The organism is Paenibacillus sp. SEL3 (genome assembly GCF_054602585.1).
This window is the reverse complement of the sequence record NZ_CM137725.1, coordinates 705,685-723,525: the sequence shown is the minus strand read 5'-3', so window position 1 is coordinate 723,525 and position 17,841 is coordinate 705,685. Positions and strand designations below refer to the sequence as shown.

21 protein-coding genes are annotated in these 17,841 nt (G+C 39.7%); 20 read left to right on the top strand and 1 reads right to left on the bottom strand.

The features are described 5' to 3' along the window. The first annotated feature begins 33 nt into the window (after positions 1-33). Complete coding sequence (locus ACYCS5_RS03530; protein ID WP_165149793.1) at positions 34-573, top strand: CueP family metal-binding protein; 540 nt, start codon at positions 34-36, stop codon at positions 571-573. 284 nt (positions 574-857) lie between these two features. Beyond that, positions 858-2,921: a methyl-accepting chemotaxis protein gene (locus ACYCS5_RS03525; protein ID WP_459760804.1), complete on the top strand. Its 2,064-nt coding sequence runs from the start codon at positions 858-860 to the stop codon at positions 2,919-2,921. A gap of 354 nt (positions 2,922-3,275) precedes the next feature. Here the strand turns inward: ACYCS5_RS03525 and ACYCS5_RS03520 are convergent, their stop codons facing one another. After that, a complete protein-coding gene (locus ACYCS5_RS03520) occupies positions 3,276-4,463 on the bottom strand; it encodes a multidrug effflux MFS transporter (RefSeq protein ID WP_459760803.1) in 1,188 nt (395 codons plus the stop codon). Positions 4,464-4,826: 363 nt separating this feature from the next. On the opposite strand from ACYCS5_RS03520, the gene ACYCS5_RS03515 reads away from it, so the two are divergent. The 18 genes from ACYCS5_RS03515 (at position 4,827) to ACYCS5_RS03430 (ending at position 17,840) form a co-directional block, all read left to right on the top strand. Next, positions 4,827-5,189, top strand: coding sequence for an immunity 22 family protein (locus ACYCS5_RS03515; RefSeq protein ID WP_459761296.1), 363 nt, complete (start codon positions 4,827-4,829; stop codon positions 5,187-5,189). Positions 5,190-5,498: 309 nt separating this feature from the next. Then, positions 5,499-6,638, top strand: coding sequence for a site-specific tyrosine recombinase/integron integrase (gene xerA / locus ACYCS5_RS03510; RefSeq protein ID WP_459760802.1), 1,140 nt, complete (start codon positions 5,499-5,501; stop codon positions 6,636-6,638). Positions 6,639-6,779: 141 nt separating this feature from the next. Continuing rightward, entirely contained in the window at positions 6,780-7,073 is a 294-nt protein-coding gene (locus ACYCS5_RS03505; protein ID WP_459761365.1) for a hypothetical protein, read from the top strand. Next, on the top strand, positions 6,982-7,173 hold the full coding sequence (locus ACYCS5_RS03500) for a hypothetical protein (protein WP_459761295.1): 192 nt from the start codon (positions 6,982-6,984) through the stop codon (positions 7,171-7,173). Before ACYCS5_RS03505 ends, ACYCS5_RS03500 begins: the two co-directional genes overlap by 92 nt. Positions 7,174-7,339: 166 nt before the next feature. After that, the gene (locus tag ACYCS5_RS03495) at positions 7,340-8,356 is read left to right on the top strand and encodes a hypothetical protein (protein WP_459760801.1); all 1,017 of its coding nucleotides are present in this window, start codon (positions 7,340-7,342) and stop codon (positions 8,354-8,356) included. Positions 8,357-8,748: 392 nt separating this feature from the next. After that, a complete protein-coding gene (locus tag ACYCS5_RS03490; RefSeq protein ID WP_232795411.1) occupies positions 8,749-9,231 on the top strand; it encodes a hypothetical protein in 483 nt (160 codons plus the stop codon). 169 nt (positions 9,232-9,400) lie between these two features. Continuing rightward, entirely contained in the window at positions 9,401-9,865 is a 465-nt protein-coding gene (locus tag ACYCS5_RS03485; protein WP_341039711.1) for an SMI1/KNR4 family protein, read from the top strand. 180 nt (positions 9,866-10,045) lie between these two features. Next, on the top strand, positions 10,046-10,705 hold the full coding sequence (locus ACYCS5_RS03480) for a hypothetical protein (RefSeq protein WP_129549696.1): 660 nt from the start codon (positions 10,046-10,048) through the stop codon (positions 10,703-10,705). A 212-nt stretch (positions 10,706-10,917) separates the two neighbouring features. Then, positions 10,918-11,730: a class I SAM-dependent methyltransferase gene (locus ACYCS5_RS03475; RefSeq protein ID WP_013372320.1), complete on the top strand. Its 813-nt coding sequence runs from the start codon at positions 10,918-10,920 to the stop codon at positions 11,728-11,730. A gap of 266 nt (positions 11,731-11,996) precedes the next feature. Continuing rightward, a complete protein-coding gene (locus tag ACYCS5_RS03470; RefSeq protein WP_069010393.1) occupies positions 11,997-12,527 on the top strand; it encodes a hypothetical protein in 531 nt (176 codons plus the stop codon). Positions 12,528-12,674: 147 nt separating this feature from the next. Beyond that, positions 12,675-13,163, top strand: coding sequence for a hypothetical protein (locus tag ACYCS5_RS03465; protein WP_069010394.1), 489 nt, complete (start codon positions 12,675-12,677; stop codon positions 13,161-13,163). A gap of 169 nt (positions 13,164-13,332) precedes the next feature. Beyond that, positions 13,333-13,767, top strand: coding sequence for a hypothetical protein (locus ACYCS5_RS03460; protein WP_016324600.1), 435 nt, complete (start codon positions 13,333-13,335; stop codon positions 13,765-13,767). 268 nt (positions 13,768-14,035) lie between these two features. Next, positions 14,036-14,431, top strand: a complete 396-nt coding sequence (locus ACYCS5_RS03455; RefSeq protein ID WP_459760800.1) for a DUF2569 family protein — start codon at positions 14,036-14,038, stop codon at positions 14,429-14,431. A 216-nt stretch (positions 14,432-14,647) separates the two neighbouring features. Further along, on the top strand, positions 14,648-15,286 hold the full coding sequence (locus tag ACYCS5_RS03450) for a DUF4145 domain-containing protein (RefSeq protein ID WP_013372315.1): 639 nt from the start codon (positions 14,648-14,650) through the stop codon (positions 15,284-15,286). Between the two features lie 180 nt (positions 15,287-15,466). Further along, complete coding sequence (locus ACYCS5_RS03445) at positions 15,467-15,709, top strand: hypothetical protein (RefSeq protein ID WP_013372314.1); 243 nt, start codon at positions 15,467-15,469, stop codon at positions 15,707-15,709. Further along, positions 15,710-16,087, top strand: a complete 378-nt coding sequence (locus tag ACYCS5_RS03440) for a retropepsin-like aspartic protease (protein WP_013372313.1) — start codon at positions 15,710-15,712, stop codon at positions 16,085-16,087. A gap of 251 nt (positions 16,088-16,338) precedes the next feature. Beyond that, positions 16,339-16,524: a hypothetical protein gene (locus tag ACYCS5_RS03435; RefSeq protein WP_324279572.1), complete on the top strand. Its 186-nt coding sequence runs from the start codon at positions 16,339-16,341 to the stop codon at positions 16,522-16,524. A 272-nt stretch (positions 16,525-16,796) separates the two neighbouring features. Next, positions 16,797-17,840 (top strand): ABC transporter substrate-binding protein, encoded by a 1,044-nt coding sequence (locus ACYCS5_RS03430; RefSeq protein ID WP_165149839.1) that lies wholly within the window; start codon positions 16,797-16,799, stop codon positions 17,838-17,840. Position 17,841 lies beyond the last annotated feature (1 nt).

Sequence of the window (17,841 nt, the reverse complement as noted above, 5' to 3'; positions counted from 1 at the left end):
ATGTTTAAAAACGGACAAGGAGATGAACTCCAGATGAAAAAAGGAATCTTGGTCGCTTCAGGGTTGGTTGTTGCGGCATTGGGCACGTACCTGATTGCAGGAAATATGCAGAAAGAAGGAGCGGACAAGCTCGGGACAACAGATATCAAGCAATTGGTGCATGATTTCAGCGCAGGCAAGGGAACAGGTCAATCCGCTTCCATTAATTCCAGTCAGTTAATTGTTAATGGAGACAATGCCCAACCCATAACTTATAATTTGCCTGACAACGAGTTTTTTGTTTCGATTGCGCCATATGTAGAAGAGACCCACCCTTGTGCAACTCATAGTCTAACCGGCTGCCAAGGCGAAATAAAAAACGGAGAATTCAATGTGACCGTTCACGACTCCGAAGGGAATGTCATCATGGAGAATGCTGCCATGAAATCACAACCCAATGGTTTTATTGATCTATGGCTGCCGAGGGATAAAACCTACCGCATTAGCGTCAATCATGAAGGTAAAACGGCTGAAACTGAATTCTCTACATATGAGAAAAACGATACGTGTATCACAACGATGCAGCTAGGCTAATGATAGAGAATAATGGGGTTGAGCTTACTGATCGCTCGTACACTTTAAGTCCACATAACCCTGCGTTCATACATAGCTTTTAGTAAAGAGCCTACGTCTGACGGAGGCTCTTTGTGCTGCCCTAATCTTTTGCTGGAGTTGCGGAACAGGTTAGGTGGGAATCTATGAGGAATCAGATAGCGAAACTTTAAATTGTATATACTAAAAACCTATTGAAATAGCTGCAAACTTCCGACATATTATCTAAGAGCTTTTCGCTCAATATTCCTCGGGGAGATGGCAGCATGTCACAAAATATGAAGAAGCGCGTATCCAGATCATCCAGCATCGCGAACACATTGGCCATGGTCTTGTTAGTTATTATCGTTGTCGTCTTTGCAATCTTGGGGACGTTCATGTTTGCAAGCACGCGAAGCATACTTGTCAAGCAGCAAGAGGCCATGCTCCAGACCAAGACGCAGGCCACCGTTAGTCAATTCGATGCGTTGTTTAAGGAAAAGGGTTCGCTAGTCAAGCAAATGTCAACCAACACTTTGTTTAGACAATATATAGAAACCACCGAATCAGCAGAGATGGCGAAAACTTCTCCACATGCTGCGGCAACTCAAGCGACTCTGGCAGCGATTGTCAAGGCAGAGCCATCATTTGCTGATGCTTGGATTGCGGGAATAGCTGGTAAAGGCTTCTTTCTACAAAATGATGGTGCTGTTTCCAAGCCGGATTTCGATATCAATACACGCCCATACTTCAAGCCAGCTGTTGAAGCAGACGGTTTATACTACTCAGAACCCTATAAGGACGTCAATACGGGGAATGTGGTCATGGGCATTTTCTATCCGATCAAGGATAGCGGTAACCAATTAATCGGATTTGCTGCTGTCGATATTGCTTTCAAAGACATCCCTGCTGTTATGCAAAGCTATTCGCTTGGAAGCACAGGCTATTCAATTCTTGCGTCCAAAACAGGTGATATTTTGTATCACCCTGATCAAAATAAAGTGCTGAAAGAAAAGATTAACGAAAGTACAGGTGATCTTGGCGAGATCGGTAAGAAAATGATTGCTGGTGAGTCTGGAGTACAGTTGATTAATGATAATGGCGAGCGTCGTTACATTGGGTATGCAACCAGTAAAGATACGGGGTGGTCCGTAGGCTTAACCATCTCTGAACAAGAGGCACTCTCAGAACTAAGAACCTTTACCTGGATTACGATTGGCGGTTTTGCTGCAGCTACCATCCTGCTGGTTATAATTTGTTATATAACGCTCCGCTATCTGTTGAGATCAATCCCGAAATTGCTTGCCAAAATCAAGCTGATTGAAAATGGGGATTTGACCGTTCCGTTTGATACGCATTCCAACAACGAAATCGGGCAAATTTCTCAAGGAATTTACAATATGGTTCAAAAAATTCAAGGCATGCTCCAAATGGTGGGCGGCTCAGCTCAAGTCTTGAATCAGTCTTCAAATGATTTGCAATCCATTTCTTCCAGAACCGCGATCACGATGAACGATACGGCGACAGCAATTAATGAAATTGCCAATGCGACGAACTACCAGTCCATCGAGACGGATAACATTTTACAAAAAACCGGAGCCTTATCCGGCCAAATTGACGAAATTGCCAATGATGCCAAAGCCATCGAATCGATGGTGCAAATCTCTGCTGAGCAAAGCGGACAGGGGCTTGCGGTAGTAGATCAGTTATCCAGATGGGCGGAAGAAAATCACAATTCCACACAAGCGATGTCGGCCATCATTCAGGATATCGATCTGAGCCGTCATGAGATTTCAGGCATTGTGGATACGGTCAACCAAATTGCAACACAGACCAACCTACTGGCGCTCAATGCTTCTATTGAAGCTGCGCGTGCAGGAGAACAGGGCAAAGGGTTTGCTGTCGTTGCCGGGGAGGTTCGCAAGCTGGCTGAGCAGACGGCGCTAGCAACACAGGAAATCTACAAGAAGGTCCGTGTGATTGAAGAAAAAACCAGTGTATCGGTTGAGCATACCGTTCATGGTCTGAAAATTGCAGAAGAAAATGCCAGATCGGTAGAGGACACGAAGCAGGTGTTCTTTAGCATTAACAAGGATTTGGAAGATTTGAAATTACGAATGATCCAGATCAGCACCAACACCTCCAAAGTCCACAAGCACAAAGATGAGATTTTGCAGGCGCTGGAGATCATCTCTTCCACCACCGAAGAGAATTCCGCTTCAACCGAAGAGGTCAGCGCTAGCACGCAGGAACAATTGGAGAGCTTCGAACAGGTTGCTGAACTCTCCAAACAATTAAACCAATTGTCCACTAAGCTGCAAGACGAATTAAAACAGTTCAAGGTTGAGTAACAAGTCTGGCATGAATTTGACTAAATATACAGCAAAGCCCGCGATCAGTGCGGGCTTTTTCAATTTCACATTTTCCTAGTTGCCATTGGTTTTCTTCGTAATTAACTGTAGGGAATATGGAACTAGAGGATGCTATTTATTTCAACAGCAGATTTAAGGCGGTTAATGGGAGTCGAATCCTTTTTTCATTGACATACGATAAGCATATTTTTACCAAGGATGTGTTTGCTCGGCGGCTATAATGTTGAGAAGAAAGAGCCTGCGAATATACAGGCTCTTTCTCTTCGTTCATCTATGGTCGCTCGCTATAGCTAAAGTCAGCGCTAACGATGATAAATTGTTTGAAATACCAGACTATCTCACTTTAGATTGAGCAAGCAGCCGGCTTACCAGAACCATAGCAATGGTCAGACTGAAAAAATACAATGGCATTGTTACCAATGATCCATTATGCAGAAGGCTCATGCCACTGGTAATCAAGCTAACGATCACATAGTAACCCAATCCGAAGATCGCTCCTGCTGTACCGAGAACATCTCCATATTGGATCAGCGCCAGACTGAGACAGTTCGGAATCGTCATGCCTATGCCTAGCAGTAGAATGAAAATGCTTATGAGGATGAGCACCAGATCAGATAGGGTAGCTTTTATTCCGATAACAGCAAGCACTGTCAAACTAATAGCGCCCACCATTGAAATGATCGAGCCGCGCATAATAATTTGCTCTGCCTGGAATCGGATCAGCATTCTTCTGGATAGCATCGCTCCCCATATGGAGGATAGCGCCACTAGGATACCGAAGAAACCAAATACACCAGGACTCATATGAAAAAATTTAATAAAGATAAATGGTGCTTCCGCATAATAGCTGAACAATATGCCGTTGGTTGCCCCGATGAGAAACCCGAATCCCCACACTCTGCGATCAGTGAGGAGGCGTCTTGTCACAGCAAGAATACTGATTTTCACTGTAGATTCCACTCGGGACTCCGGTAGGGAAGTCCAAGTATATGACCATATCGCTACACTTATAGCAACGAGCGTGAAAAATACCGCCCGAAAGCCCAGCGATTGATCGACCCATCCGCCAATGAGTGGTCCTATGGCGGGTGTAAATGCAAGCGCTGCGGAAATCTGGGCAAACATCTCATGACGACGGGGCCCATCAAAGTGCTCACGCAAAATGGTCTGAGTGACGACAGAGCCGACGCTGGCCCCGAAAGCCTGGATAAATCGACAGACCAATAACCATTGGACAGAGCCAGACAAGTAACAACCAAGACAGCCTATTGCATACACAAGAATACCCCATAGCATGGCCGGACGGCGTCCGATAGAATCGGACAGCCTTCCCCAGCAAAAAACACCGAAGGCAAAGCCCAGAAAGTACACACTGAGCGTTAGCTGGATCATGCCATTGCTTGCTCCTAAATGACGAGCAATATCCGGCAAGGAAGGTGTATATATCGTTTCACTAATCTGTGGGAAACCGACAAGGATAATGAATAACAACAACGATGGATTTGAGATTTTTCTTTGCACAGCCAATATCCCCCTTATCATTCAAAAATCTCAATAAGCTGGCAAAGGAATTACGGGATCGGGGGTTTGCATTTAATTAATCTGGAAAATGATAGCATGATTGTTCACCTTTTTATTTGATAAGGGGGAATGACACTGGAAAATATTATAGCAGAATTTTTAATAGGATGTTTTCTGCTTCTTTTGGTACAAAGGTAGGCGTGTATCTGATATAGTTACTGCGAAGCAAAGGTGAACGGATTCCTTCATTCAACAGCCGTTGTGGAGGTAGGGTTCATAGTAGCTGTTGCGGGGATACAGATAGACCATACGTGTTAACTGAAATTTTAGCGGGGTGAAGATATGAATTGCTTTGAAAAAAATATGGTGTCCGTCTGGTACGGTCACTTTGCCTCTGATGATGAGTTATTTGAATATGTTGAGATAAATTACCCGGAAGATGAGAATGAGGATGTTTTTAGCGGTTTTTTAAATGACCATAAAATAGTTGATTTTGACGAAGATTTTGCTGAAGGAGTCTTTCTGATCGATGGAGTAGATGAGGGCATAAGAGATGTTTCCTATGTTGATTCTTTTTTATCTCCACTATTAAATGACTTGAGTAAAATAGATGGTATATATAATTCGTTGTTCTTTATATATGATTGTAATGTAAGCGGTTTGCCTGAAAGAAACGGTGGGAAACTACGCTTTTTAGCGGCTTATCCTTATTTTCTTAATAAATGAGAAACAAATAATCAGGCTCTTCTTTTGTTTCTGCGGTGAGGTGGGGGAGTTCCAAGAGGATACCTACTGAACCTTATGCCGGGGGATTTGTTGGAGAAGGTGACGGCGTTGCTATGGGATGATGTAATGGAGGAACTGGACAAGTAAAGGTAAGACATTTTATGATAATGTAAATTGGACTTAACGATTCAATAATTTACTCTGAAAGAATCAGGGACTTAAGATGAATATCCATCTTAAGTCCCTTTTTTTGTGCGAAATTAGATTTCCAATTTTTTGAACGGCTGATATACTAAGGAGGCAAGTGAGATGAAGATAAACCTACTTTATCGGGATGAAAAAACGATCGGCGTACGGTTGGAGCGATACGGAGTCAAGGAGCGAGAAGGGATTCGATCCATACCGAGCAGGAAATGGGTTCCAGACGAAAAAATATGGACCATTCCTTACAGTATCTCGGCTGTAGAAAGCATGTTGGAAGCGTATCGGAGCTGCAAGTTCGAGTGCGACGAGCGCTTGAATAAAGAGCTGCCGTTCATCCGGGAATGGCTGGATCGGCGGGACACGCAGGCTAATGCGGTTCCATCTTCTTCGGAACGAGGTGAATGGAACCCGGATCAGCGGCAAGAAATGCGCGATGCATTGGTGGCAAGAGGCTACAGCAGCAAGACGATTAAAGCATACATATTGCAAACGGAACGCTTTTTTGCAAGATTGCAAGGGACCGAAGCAAGCATAAATGATGCGACGGTGCAAAAATATGCGTTGGCGCTGCTCGAAAAAGGCCTTTCGCACGCTTATGTTAACCAAGCGATCAGCGCGCTGAAATTTTATTTTCGCCATGTGCTAAAGCAGCCCAAATCCGCCGCCTATGTTCGTCCGAAAAAGGAGAGTAAACTGCCAGATGTGCTGTCCCTGAATGAGGTTATGCGTCTGTTGAAAGCAGTGAAAAATCCAAAGCATCGGGCTATTCTGTACCTGACGTATACATCCGGGCTGCGGGTAAGCGAAGTGGTGAGGTTGCGTCCCGAAGACTGCGACCGGGAACGGAAAGTGCTGAAAGTCCGTCAGGGAAAGGGCAGGAAGGATCGGCAAACGCTGCTCTCCGAAGCGGCTTTTGCGGTGGTCGAGCAGTACATAGGGGCAGAGCAGACGGAAGACTGGCTGTTTCCAGGGCAGAGGGAAGGCCGCCACCTGACGGAACGTTCAGCGCAGAAAGTGTTTGAAAAAGCGCTGGCTGAAGCGGGCATTCGCAAACAGGTGAGCATCCATTCGCTAAGGCATTCCTTTGCGACACACTTGTTGGAGAATGGGATCGATATTCGCTATATTCAGGAACTGCTGGGGCATCAGAGTGTGCGAACGACGGAGCGGTATACACATGTGAGCAGACGGGACATTGGGCGGATTCAAAGTCCGTTGGATCGGATGAGCGGGCTGGAGGATTGAAACGCAGAAAGTGCGGGAATAAGGAGAAAAGTGCAGGATTCACGAAGTTCGTGAATATGACGAAGAGAGCATTCTTTCGGAAGTTCGTAAATAATACGTTATGTGACATACCGGAAACCATTTATTTAAGAGGGTGAAGCCATGCAACAAGTAGATCTAACCAAAACCCTTAAAGAACTTGAAGGAAAATATTGGGGTGAACCGAATTTTGCTTCTTCATTAGTGATCCAAGTACATCGATTAAGGAAGAGACCTCTTTGTGAATTGAATAATGAAGATTTAACTTTTGATTGGGCAACAAATGAATCTAGATTTTCTTTTACCTCTAGCCTTAGAGCAATTAATACAGAACCCATTCGGATCAGGAGATTTATATATCGGAGATTTATTTTGTTCGATACTCAAAGTGGAGAAAGAATATTGGAAAGAACATAAAGAGTTGAAGAATGAATTGGATGAAGTGATTAGAACCTATGAAGAAGCGAGAAAGACATTAGAAGAGCACATAAGTAAATACAGAAGCGATCATTTGTAAGTAGATTCAAGAAGCCCGGTACACCACATAACATAATATTCACGCTGCGGGCATACGCCCTGGGTACGGCATTCGCCGGACACCCGACATACGTCGGGTCGTGAATACAGGAACGTTATAAGAAATTGACGCAGACAGAAATTTAAAGAGTTTATGGGGGCTTTACATGAAAAACAAAAAACTCAAAATAGATATTGTAGCAGATGAACAGATTGTAGGCAGTACACAATACACTATTTCCGTAAATGTAACAAACATATCAGGTAAGGACATTCATCAATTAGATGTTTTTCCTACACATACGATTGGTCAACAATTAACTTCATTAAATGAAATTGAAAATGTGGAATTGTCTGAGCTAGAGGAAAAGAAAAATAAAATAATTAATGAAATGCAAAAACAGATTGATAGTGCATATGAAAGAAATCAACTAAACTCTTTGAATACATTTCAAAAATTTGTTTTATTATTCGTACAAGTAATAGATATATATGCCGGGATGTTTGGATATCTCACAGGTAAGAAAACTGTTAAAAGTACACCAACGTGGGCCATCGAAGCCTTGAAAATAGATGATTGGGAAGATGTTGAACGAATTGAACATGATGTGATGGGAAAAATAGAAGAGGATAGATTTCTTAAAAGAGCATTTTTAATAAATAAAGATAAGCTAAAAAGGATTATAGATAAAATAAATTTGCAAAGTGAGTTAGGAAGTTCAAACGAATTAAACAAAGGATTTACTTTAGCTGCTGGAGAAACGTTGACATTCCCTTTTAGTTTCAAGGCGCCCCACTTATTAAAATCTAAAGTTGGCGAAACGCAATTTAAAACAAGTTACAAAGAGTCTGAAAATGGTACTGCTATTAATAGTTCTATAACTCAAAAAATAAAAATATATCCGTCTGCATTTGCTGTACCTACAGGAAGTATGCTTGGATCAATTTGTGGGTATCTTATTAAACTTAGTTTAATATCATCCAATAGTTTTACTCAAATCAATTGGAGTTCAATGTCAGGAAGTATACTATTAGGTCTGTTAGTTGCATTAGTAACAGCTAGGAAATCTAATACTACCAAAGCAATTACCGTTGAGGATTTTTTAGGTGGTTTTATTATAGGATCACTAACAGGATTGTTCAGTGAAAATTTCCTTGATAAATTAAAAATCTTAATTCAGTAACTCGAAGAAGACGCCAACAACTTATAACATAATATTCACGCTGCGGGCATACGCCCTGGGTCCGGCATGCGCCGGACACTCAACATTCGTTGGGTCGTGAATACAGGAACGTTATGTGAAATCGATAAAACGAAAATTAGAGGACAAAAATGATTGAATTACTTGTGAAGTTTTATAAAAAGAAAGTCACATCTTATCGATTGGTATTTCGGTTTATGAGAATGAAATACACATTATTGAGAATTTCGTTTTTTCTTTTTATGGTATCGGTTTTACCAATGATTTATGGTTTGTTGATAGGCTTGGTATGGACAGAGTTTCGCACAGTAGGCATATGGTTTTTAATCCTTTTTATTTTTACATTATTGATATTGATATTCATGTTTTCACTAGTGAACAAGAAAGCTAAGATAATTGTGAAACAGAAATATGACATCAATCCGAGTGGTTGGCCTTGGCGAACACCGGAATTTGAAACAATGCAGATAGATATTCTAAAAGAACACTTAAATAGAAATCATTTATACACAGAAAATAAAATTAAATTACTGATAGAAGGACTTGAGAAAGATATTGAGAAAAGTAAATTCCCTTCTCTTATTAATCCAGGAATATTTATTTCACTCTTTGTTCCAATTTGGATACAGTATCTCACCTTTAAGTACAAGATGATTACAACTGAAGAACAAGCTATTTCAATGTTAGTCGTTAGTACCTTTTCTATTTTAATGATAATTGTTTTAGTGAATGTTATTAAGAGATTTTCCAATGAACTAAAAGAATTAATTTTTATCGATGACAATATATATAAGAAAATGTTGTTAGAAAAACTTGAAGATACATTATTACGTTACAGAGAAGATCAAGATTTATAAATAGCGACTTCACATAACATAATATTCAAGCTGTGGCTCCAAACGGAGCCTTGGTCTGCTAGATGAATTTCATGGAAGCGGGTTCAGCAGACACATCCGACATTCGTCGGACGTCGTGAATACAGGAACGTTATGTGAAACTCCAAAATGAATATTTAGAGGTGTAAGCATGAAACAAGAGGATATAAAAATACTTTTAATGAAGAAGAAACTAATTAACACACCTCTCGTTGGTTGTACTGAAGAAGAGATAATTAAATTAGAGGATAAGGTTGGTTTTAAGCTACCGGGAATGTATAAAGAATTTTTGTTTGCGGTTGGACACGAATCAGGCAGATTATTTCAAGGAACAGTTGTTAATTATATTAATCTTATTGAAATTCAAGGATGGGCAAAAGAATTATTAGAAGAGAATAATAACCCTATTACTTTACCAAATACTTCATTTGTCTTTTCAATGCACCAAGGGTATGAAATTAGATTTTTTGATGTCAATATGGGCGAGAATCCACCTGTATTTCTTTGGTACGAAGGAATGGAAAACCCGGCATCAGCTATTAAGTTATTTGATACATTCGAGGAATTCTTGTTACAAGAGATTGAAGATCATTCCAGTGTAAGTTGGAGAGATTAATAGAGTAGGATAATTCGAAGAGGTCTGGAGCATCACATAACAATATATTCACGCTGCGGACATTCGTCCTTGGTCCGGCATTCGCCGGACACTCGACATACGTCGAGTCGTGAATACAGGAACGTTAACTGAAATTCCGACAAGTTCATGATTGAAGGAAATATCAAAGGAGGAATTAATTTGCCTTGGCCTATGGTACACTTTGCAATTTCAGAAAACCTTTCTATTAATGACCCCTCACCCAATTTTTTATTAGGCAGTATTGCTCCGGATGCGATTCATATGAGAGGGAAGGTATCCAGGGAAGAAAAAGGTGTGACTCATCTCGTACATAACGATAAATTACCAGCCAAGGAATTGATCATGGAGAAGTGCAAGGAATATTTACTGAAGCAAGCGGGACCAGAATGGAAGGACTTTGTTATAGGTTACTTTTCACATATTTATACAGATTTAAGGTGGACAGATACCGTCTATTTCGATTTTGAGAAAAACTACAGAGGCGAAAAGAATGATATTAGAAAGACATATAACCTTGAAGTTAGCCAAGTAGAATTTGATCTCTTAAGATCAATGGGAAGTACTGAAAAACTGTTTACAAAACTCTTAAAAGCTAAGGGATATACAATAAATCCTTACATTACGCAGCTTGAAGTCAATCAGTATAGGGATAATAAGGTGAGATGGCTGCAAGATCTAAAGAATGAACCTCATATAGCACCTATCTATTTTAAAGCAGAAATTATTAAGATCTTTGTTAGTGAAACATCAAGGGAATTGAAAGAACTATTTAAAGACCAGAGTATTGATTATTTCGAAGGAGGCCGGAACATTAGTTAACATCGTATATACGCTGCGTCCTGACGGCCTTGGTCTGCAAGAGGGATTTTGAGGAAGCCTATTCACCAGACAACCCTGCACCACCTAACCGCATCGCGGCCGGACCTACGGTCCTTAAGGTGGTGAGGGTTCGTAGATACACAAACGTTATCAGAAATTAATGCAAATCTGAAATGTTCAAATATAAATATCTACTAAGAGAAGGTGCCTTCATGGACAAGAATTCATTAAATAGAAGAAGCATTATTGTTGACGGGGAAAATGGTGTCGGCAGCTCGGAAGACTTAAAAAAGAATGTTGTTCATAAAACAAACAGCCTATATTGGGATACCAAAGGCAATGACTTCTTAAAAGCAATCGTGCTCCCTTATTATGGAGCATTTATCTCAGAAGAAAATTGCCAGCTCTTTGGTGATATCTCAGGAAAAAAACTGCTGGAGATCGGCTGCGGAAATGGTCAATCCTTGCAATATCAAGGGGAACGAAACGCATCTGAACTATGGGCTGTGGATATTTCAGAAAGACAAATTGAAAAGGCAGCGCAACATTTGAAGTCATGTGGAATAGCAGCAAAATTGATATGTTCTCCCATGGAAGAAGAATGCGGCATCCCGACGGATTATTTTGACTATGTTTATTCAATTTATGCCATAGGTTGGACCACCGATCTTGAGGGTACCTTTCGACGAATATCTTCTTACCTTAAAAAAGACGGGCTATTTATTTTCAGTTGGTCTCACCCTATACACAGATGGGTCACTACAGAAAATGATAGGTTTGTAATTAATAAGAGTTACTTTAATGAAGGTTGGTATCCGGTGGCAGTTGATGAAGGTGAGCTATTGTTAGCGGACCGTATGCTGTCAACTTATGTAAACGCGCTTGCAAAAGCTGGGTTTGTAATTGAGCTAATGATTGAGGAATGTGATTATGAGTTTATGCAATTGCGGGATGATAACAGCGATATGGCAAAGAGAGCAAAAATGCTTCCAGTAACTTTTGTGATAAAGGCAAGAAAACTATAAGATATAAAAACAAAAGCGAAACTGACTCCAAGATTTTTAGAGGTTCGAGGAAGGTATTGACATCCGATAACAAAACATTCACGCTGCGGGTCGCTGTCGCGCCTCTTGGTCCGCCCGAGGATTTTCAGGGAAGATTAACAGGCGGACAACCCTGCACTGCCTAACCGCATCGCGGCCGCTCCCGTTGGTCACTTAAGGCAGTGAGGGTTCGTGAATACAGGAACGTTAAGTGAAATTCCGAGGCAAAATTGAAAGGAAGCTAGAGGATGATTAATGGAGATCAATTAAATCAATTTGAGACTGCAAAAAATTATCAAGAAGCCTTTCTGTCAACGAAAAGAGAGTGGGACAAAGGGAAGCGTGACTTGAGTATATGCTTGAATTTAGGTTTTATATCCTGGTATTTGAGTGTCGAATCTGGAAATACGTTTGTTACTCAGGGGCTTGATGATAACGATTATGAAATGATTGAATTGACATTAAACGAAATTACAGAAGAAGGGATACATAATTTCTCGAAAGAGACGCAGTTTTTATTGATTTTCGGTTATATGATCACTTTGTTTCCTCATCATTTTGGAGACTATGAGCATTGGGAAAGCATAGGGAAAAACATGCTGTCCAAAGCATACGAGTTGGAACCAAGTGATCCAATAATTGAAATGGTTTTTCTTGCGGACAGTATGAGAAGTGAAGGTTATAAAAATGCTTGTTTAAGAGCAAAAGAACATATTAAAGACAGATTTAAGAATAAAGGATTAATGGATAAATATTTTCAAGACGTATTTGATAGGTAATTCAGAGGAACATCACTTAACATAATATTCACGTTGCGGACATTCGTCCTTGGTACGGCAGGAGCCGGACACCTCAGCATACGCTGTGGTCGTGAATACAGAAACGTTATCTGCAATTTCTCAAATATATTTAGGGAGGGAGAAGTAATGAAAAATCATGATGATGAAAAATCTGCCTTAGAAGAAGCTGCCGTTAGCATCTTTGTAGATTTATATAATTTAAATCGCGAAGATCACTTAGAAGTAATAGAGAGACGTGAGCGTCCAGATTATATCTTAAAGAGCATAAAAGATGGATTAGTAGGTCTAGAAGTAACTCACCTATTCTACGATGCCGACGAAGCTAAAATGTTATTTGGAAGATCGGCTGAGGAAATGCATGGATTAGAAAATTCAGCCAGCTATATGCAGGTTCTTAATGAACTACTGAAACAGAAGGAAAAAAAGATAGAGAAGTATGATGCTGCATATCCAATAGCGCTTTTAATTAGGAACGCTTCTCCTATATTCGGAATGAGTGATTTTCTTAGAAATAAAAATGAGATATACAAGCCAGAAAAATACACTCATATTTGGTTTGTTTCAAAAGACGGAAATGATAATGAATGGTCGTTAAAAGACTTGCTTACTGTTTAGTCAAAGAAGTGAGAAACAGCAGATAACATAATATTCATGCATCGGACATTCGTCCTCGGTCCGGCAGTCGCCGGACACCCAGCATGCGCTGGGTCATGAATACAAGAACGTTATATGAAAGATCGGTAGACCTTTAAAAAGAGAAGAATTAGAAAAGGGGATAATAAAAATGGATGAAATTTACTTTTTAAGACATTACCTCTCGTCTCTCAGGTATCGATGTTCAAAAGCAATTCTAAATGCTCCAAGTAATTACCCGAATTATGAGCTCGGTAACGGTGTAAGAACTCCAATTGAAATTTTGGCACACATGTCTGATGTCATAAGATATGCCCAATCCGTTTTTGATAACCAAGTACAACTTAAGAAAGAATCAGGAAACTGGAATGACGAAGTACAGACATTTTTTAATGAGCTGCATAACTTAGACAATTTAATGAAATCAAATGGAATACCAAACAAAGATAGAATTATCGAAAAACTGATTCAAGGACCATTATCAGATGCAATGACACATGTTGGTCAATTGTCAATGATAAGAAGAATGGCTGGAGATTCAATACCTGGAGAGAATTTCTTTATTGCTGAAGTAAAGGTTGAATAGTTATTGATAGTAGTTCAAGCAGACCGATCCTTCAGATAACAAAATATTCACGCTTCGGGCCCTTCGGCCCTCGGTTCGCCCGATGAGGCAAAGCTGAAAGTGGATTCAGGCGAACACACCCCCACCACCCAACCGCGCTGCGGCCAGTCACTTCGTTCCTTCAAGGTGGTGGGGCGTCGTGAATACAACAACGTTATCTGAAACCAATGCTCAATGCAAATAAAAGACAAAAATTAAGGAGCCAATAATGCAATTATCTCAGAATAGTATGAGTGGAATTAAAGGCTGGCTGCTTCTCTTTGTGATCTATTCTTTTTATCTACTTATAAGTAATTTAATAGGTCTTTATTTCGAATTTTATATTTATATGTTAGTTGGAACAATTGGTTGGAATCTTACTAGAACTATTTCTGTCGGAATATATTTATTTTCTGAAGTCTTAATTATTGTTTCTCTAGTGCTTATATTGAAGAAGAAAAGGAAAGGACCAAATATAATAATTCAAATTGAAATAATCACTATAATATTTGGATTTTTAAACTTCATTCTCACAATTAACAAAATAGATGAACTCCCAAGTTTAATCTCTACAATTATTTTTGGATCAATATGGATTTTGTATTTTAAAAACTCAAAACGAGTCAAAGCAACATTTGAAAGTTAATCAAGAAGGCATTGGCATCAGATAACAAAATATTCACGCATCGGGCCATTCGGCCCTCGGTCCGGCAGAGACATTTTGGGGGAGTGGAAGCAGCCGGACAACCCTGCACTGGCTAAGTCCGTCGGACCCGGCGCGTTCGCTCCTTAAGCCAGTGAGGGTTCGTGAATACAAGAACGTTATGTGAAATCACCTAAATACTAAATTGGAGTTGATCTTATGGAATTTTCTGAGGTGATTGATTTTCTAAGTAATGATAATAGTTATTGGAGTTCTCGTGGACATGAAGAAATAGATATACCATTTGATGTTACGCCTTCAGAATACTTGTCCTTTGCTGAATTTGATTTAGAATCGGGAACTGAAAAACACAGTTTAATAAATGCTCTCTCAAATGCAAAGAGATCTCTTGACTGCCAAATTGATTGTTTGATGATTGCATTTGGTTTTTTTGGAAATTCAAAAAAATGGAATGTACCTAAGAAGATAGAGACTTTAAAAAACTTAGGAATTATTGCTCCTAGAATATTAAATAAAATAAATTCTGTAAGGAATTTAGTTGAACATGAATTTGTTGTTCCAAATAAAGAACAAGTGTCAGACTTTATAGATATTGTTGCACTATTCAATGCAAGTACAGAAAAACATATTTTTAATTTCCCGGGAGATAGTCAAATAGAACACGATTTAATAAAAGAAGTTTTTCTAGATATCAAGTTTAAACGTAACCAAAGAAACATAAAAATAGAAGTAAGAGAGAAAGGTGTAACAGATAGACAGATATTTAATATTGATTCAAGTCATGATAATTATATAATTTTTATGAAACATTATATTGAGAATTTTTCTAAATCGTGACGAATATAACTCGAAGATAAGTGACTTTACTTAAACAATATACTCACGCACCGGGCATGTACCCTCGGTCCGGCAGAGGCCAGACATCCCAGCATTCGCTAGGGTTGTGAATACAGGAACGTTAAGTGAAATTCTAATTAAATGATATAATGTAACCATAAAAGGACAGGAGGGATTAATGTGAAGTGGCAAGAAGTACAACAAATCTTCCCGAATCAATTTGTAAAGTTTGAAATTCTTCATTTCGAAGAGACAGAAAATAAAGAAATCATAGATGACGTCGCTGTGATTGGTCCTGTAAGTGACGAAGAAGCAACAAGAGAGTTGTTGAATAGCCGAGACAAAACCTTGGTTTATCATACTTCTAAGGACCAGGTCATTGTGAAGGTTCGGAAGAATGTTGGTTTAAGGAGAAATCTATAAATGAAAATTGAATATAGGGATGGGCTGTTGTTCACCGAAATAACAGTCCATTTTAATGGAGAAAAGAAAGTCATAAATAACATAGTTATTGACACAGGAGCAAGCCATACATTGATTTCACAGGATGAAGTAGATGATATTGGGATTCAGGTCGGGATGGATGACGAAATCATAACAAGTTACGGAATTGGAGGGAAAGAACACGCATTTTCCAAACGGATCAAGGGAATACAGGTAGGAGATTTTATTTTAAGAGATGTACTCATAGATTTTACTTCATTTAAATATCACAATATCAACGGATTATTGGGATTAGACATATTGGTAAAAGGCAAATTCAATGTAGATCTAGAGAACTTTAAACTCTCTCGTTCATAAAGCCATTAAATTTAAAAAGGTTATTCAAAAAAAAGTTGAACTTCACTTAACACAATATTTACACTATGTTTTCGATGGAACCTTGGTCTGCGGGATGAGTTTCGGAGAGGAATTTCAGCAGACACCCCCTAACGGGTTCATAAATACAAGAACGTTATAGGAGATACTTGATAAAAGGAGAAAGCAAAATGTTTTAGAAATATCTGCGGACGAAAGGGTATTAAAGATAGATGTTTCACCGAATATGGTTTATGAATCCAAAGGAACATTTTATGAGTTTCCACATTCAGAATTTAATGAAGAGCATCCACAAATTTATCATACAAACCTCTGTTGTAGTTTCAATGGAACAAATGGATATGGAATGTACATTGACGCAAGAGGTAGAAATCAATGAAAAGAAAAATATTCTTTTGAAGAAAATGAAGATCAAATAGTTGTTGCTAGATTAGAAATAACGGAACTCCCAAATGAATGGAAAGAAAAAATGGGAGATTCTTGGTTTTATTGGCTTGATACATTAGACGATGATTATGCAGTAATTAGTAAAAGAGCTGATAGAATTGTAAATGAAGATATAGCGGTTTACATGTCGCATTAGTCCGGCTGAAATGTCGCAAAAGTACATGGTAACGCGATGTGGAGATATATTATACTCGCCTTATATTTCGATAATGAAAATCATTATCATACATAAGGAGGATTCAGCATGAATAAAGGAACAAAGAGGCAAGCTGCCGGAAGCATGGCACATGCTAACCATAAATCACGATTTTTAATGGGCTGGATGCTGGCCCTTGTTCTTGTACTGACGGCTTGCGGTGCCGGAGCAGGTACAAATGGCGGCAATGAGTCGTCTGCTACAACTCCAACGGACACGCCTTCGAATGGAGCGTCTCAGACTGCCGGAGCCTTCCCGGTTACGATCTCGCATATGAAGGGTCAGTATACGCTTAACGAGAAACCAAAGAAAATTGCTGTGCTTGATGTCAAATTTCTGGATCAATTGCTAGCCGTTGGCGAGCAGCCGGCAGGCAGTGTTATCGCTGAAGGCAATACCACATTTCCAGAATATTTAGGCGATAAGCCGGGTGACGTACAGGTTTTAGGCACACGGGACAAGCCCAATCTGGAAGCGATTGTAGCATTGGACCCGGATCTTATTTTAATGACTGATTTTCAAGAGAAAGAGTATGAGAGTGTAAGCAAAATAGCACCCACAATCGTACTTGACTTCTACGAGGATTGGCGAGATACGTTAGCTACGGTGGCTGCGATCACAGGTAAGCAGGCAGAGGCAGAAACTGTGCGTAAGGCTTATGAGGACAAAATTGCAGGACTGAAGGAGAAGCTGTCGGAGAAGTTAGGAGAGGAAACGGTAGCACTTATTCGTCCGAGAAAAGAAGGCATTCGTGTTCATGGTCTTGAGCATCGAACAGGCGGCATTCTGTATGAGGATTTGGGCTTAAAAATGCCTGCATTAGTCCAGAAGATCAAAGATGATACCTCCGTTGAAATCTCGATGGAGAAAGTTCCTGAGATTGGTGCAGATCATTATTTTGTTCTGTCTGATGAGTTGTTTGCGGCAGAGGCAGAGGCTTTGGATAGCAGTTCAGTATGGAAATCCCTTGATGCAGTCAAAAATAACCGTGCATATGATGTTAATTCTACACTTTGGATCGCTTATTATGGCCCACTTGCAATTAATATTATTGTAGATCAGGCATCGGAAGCACTGTTGGGATCGAATTAAA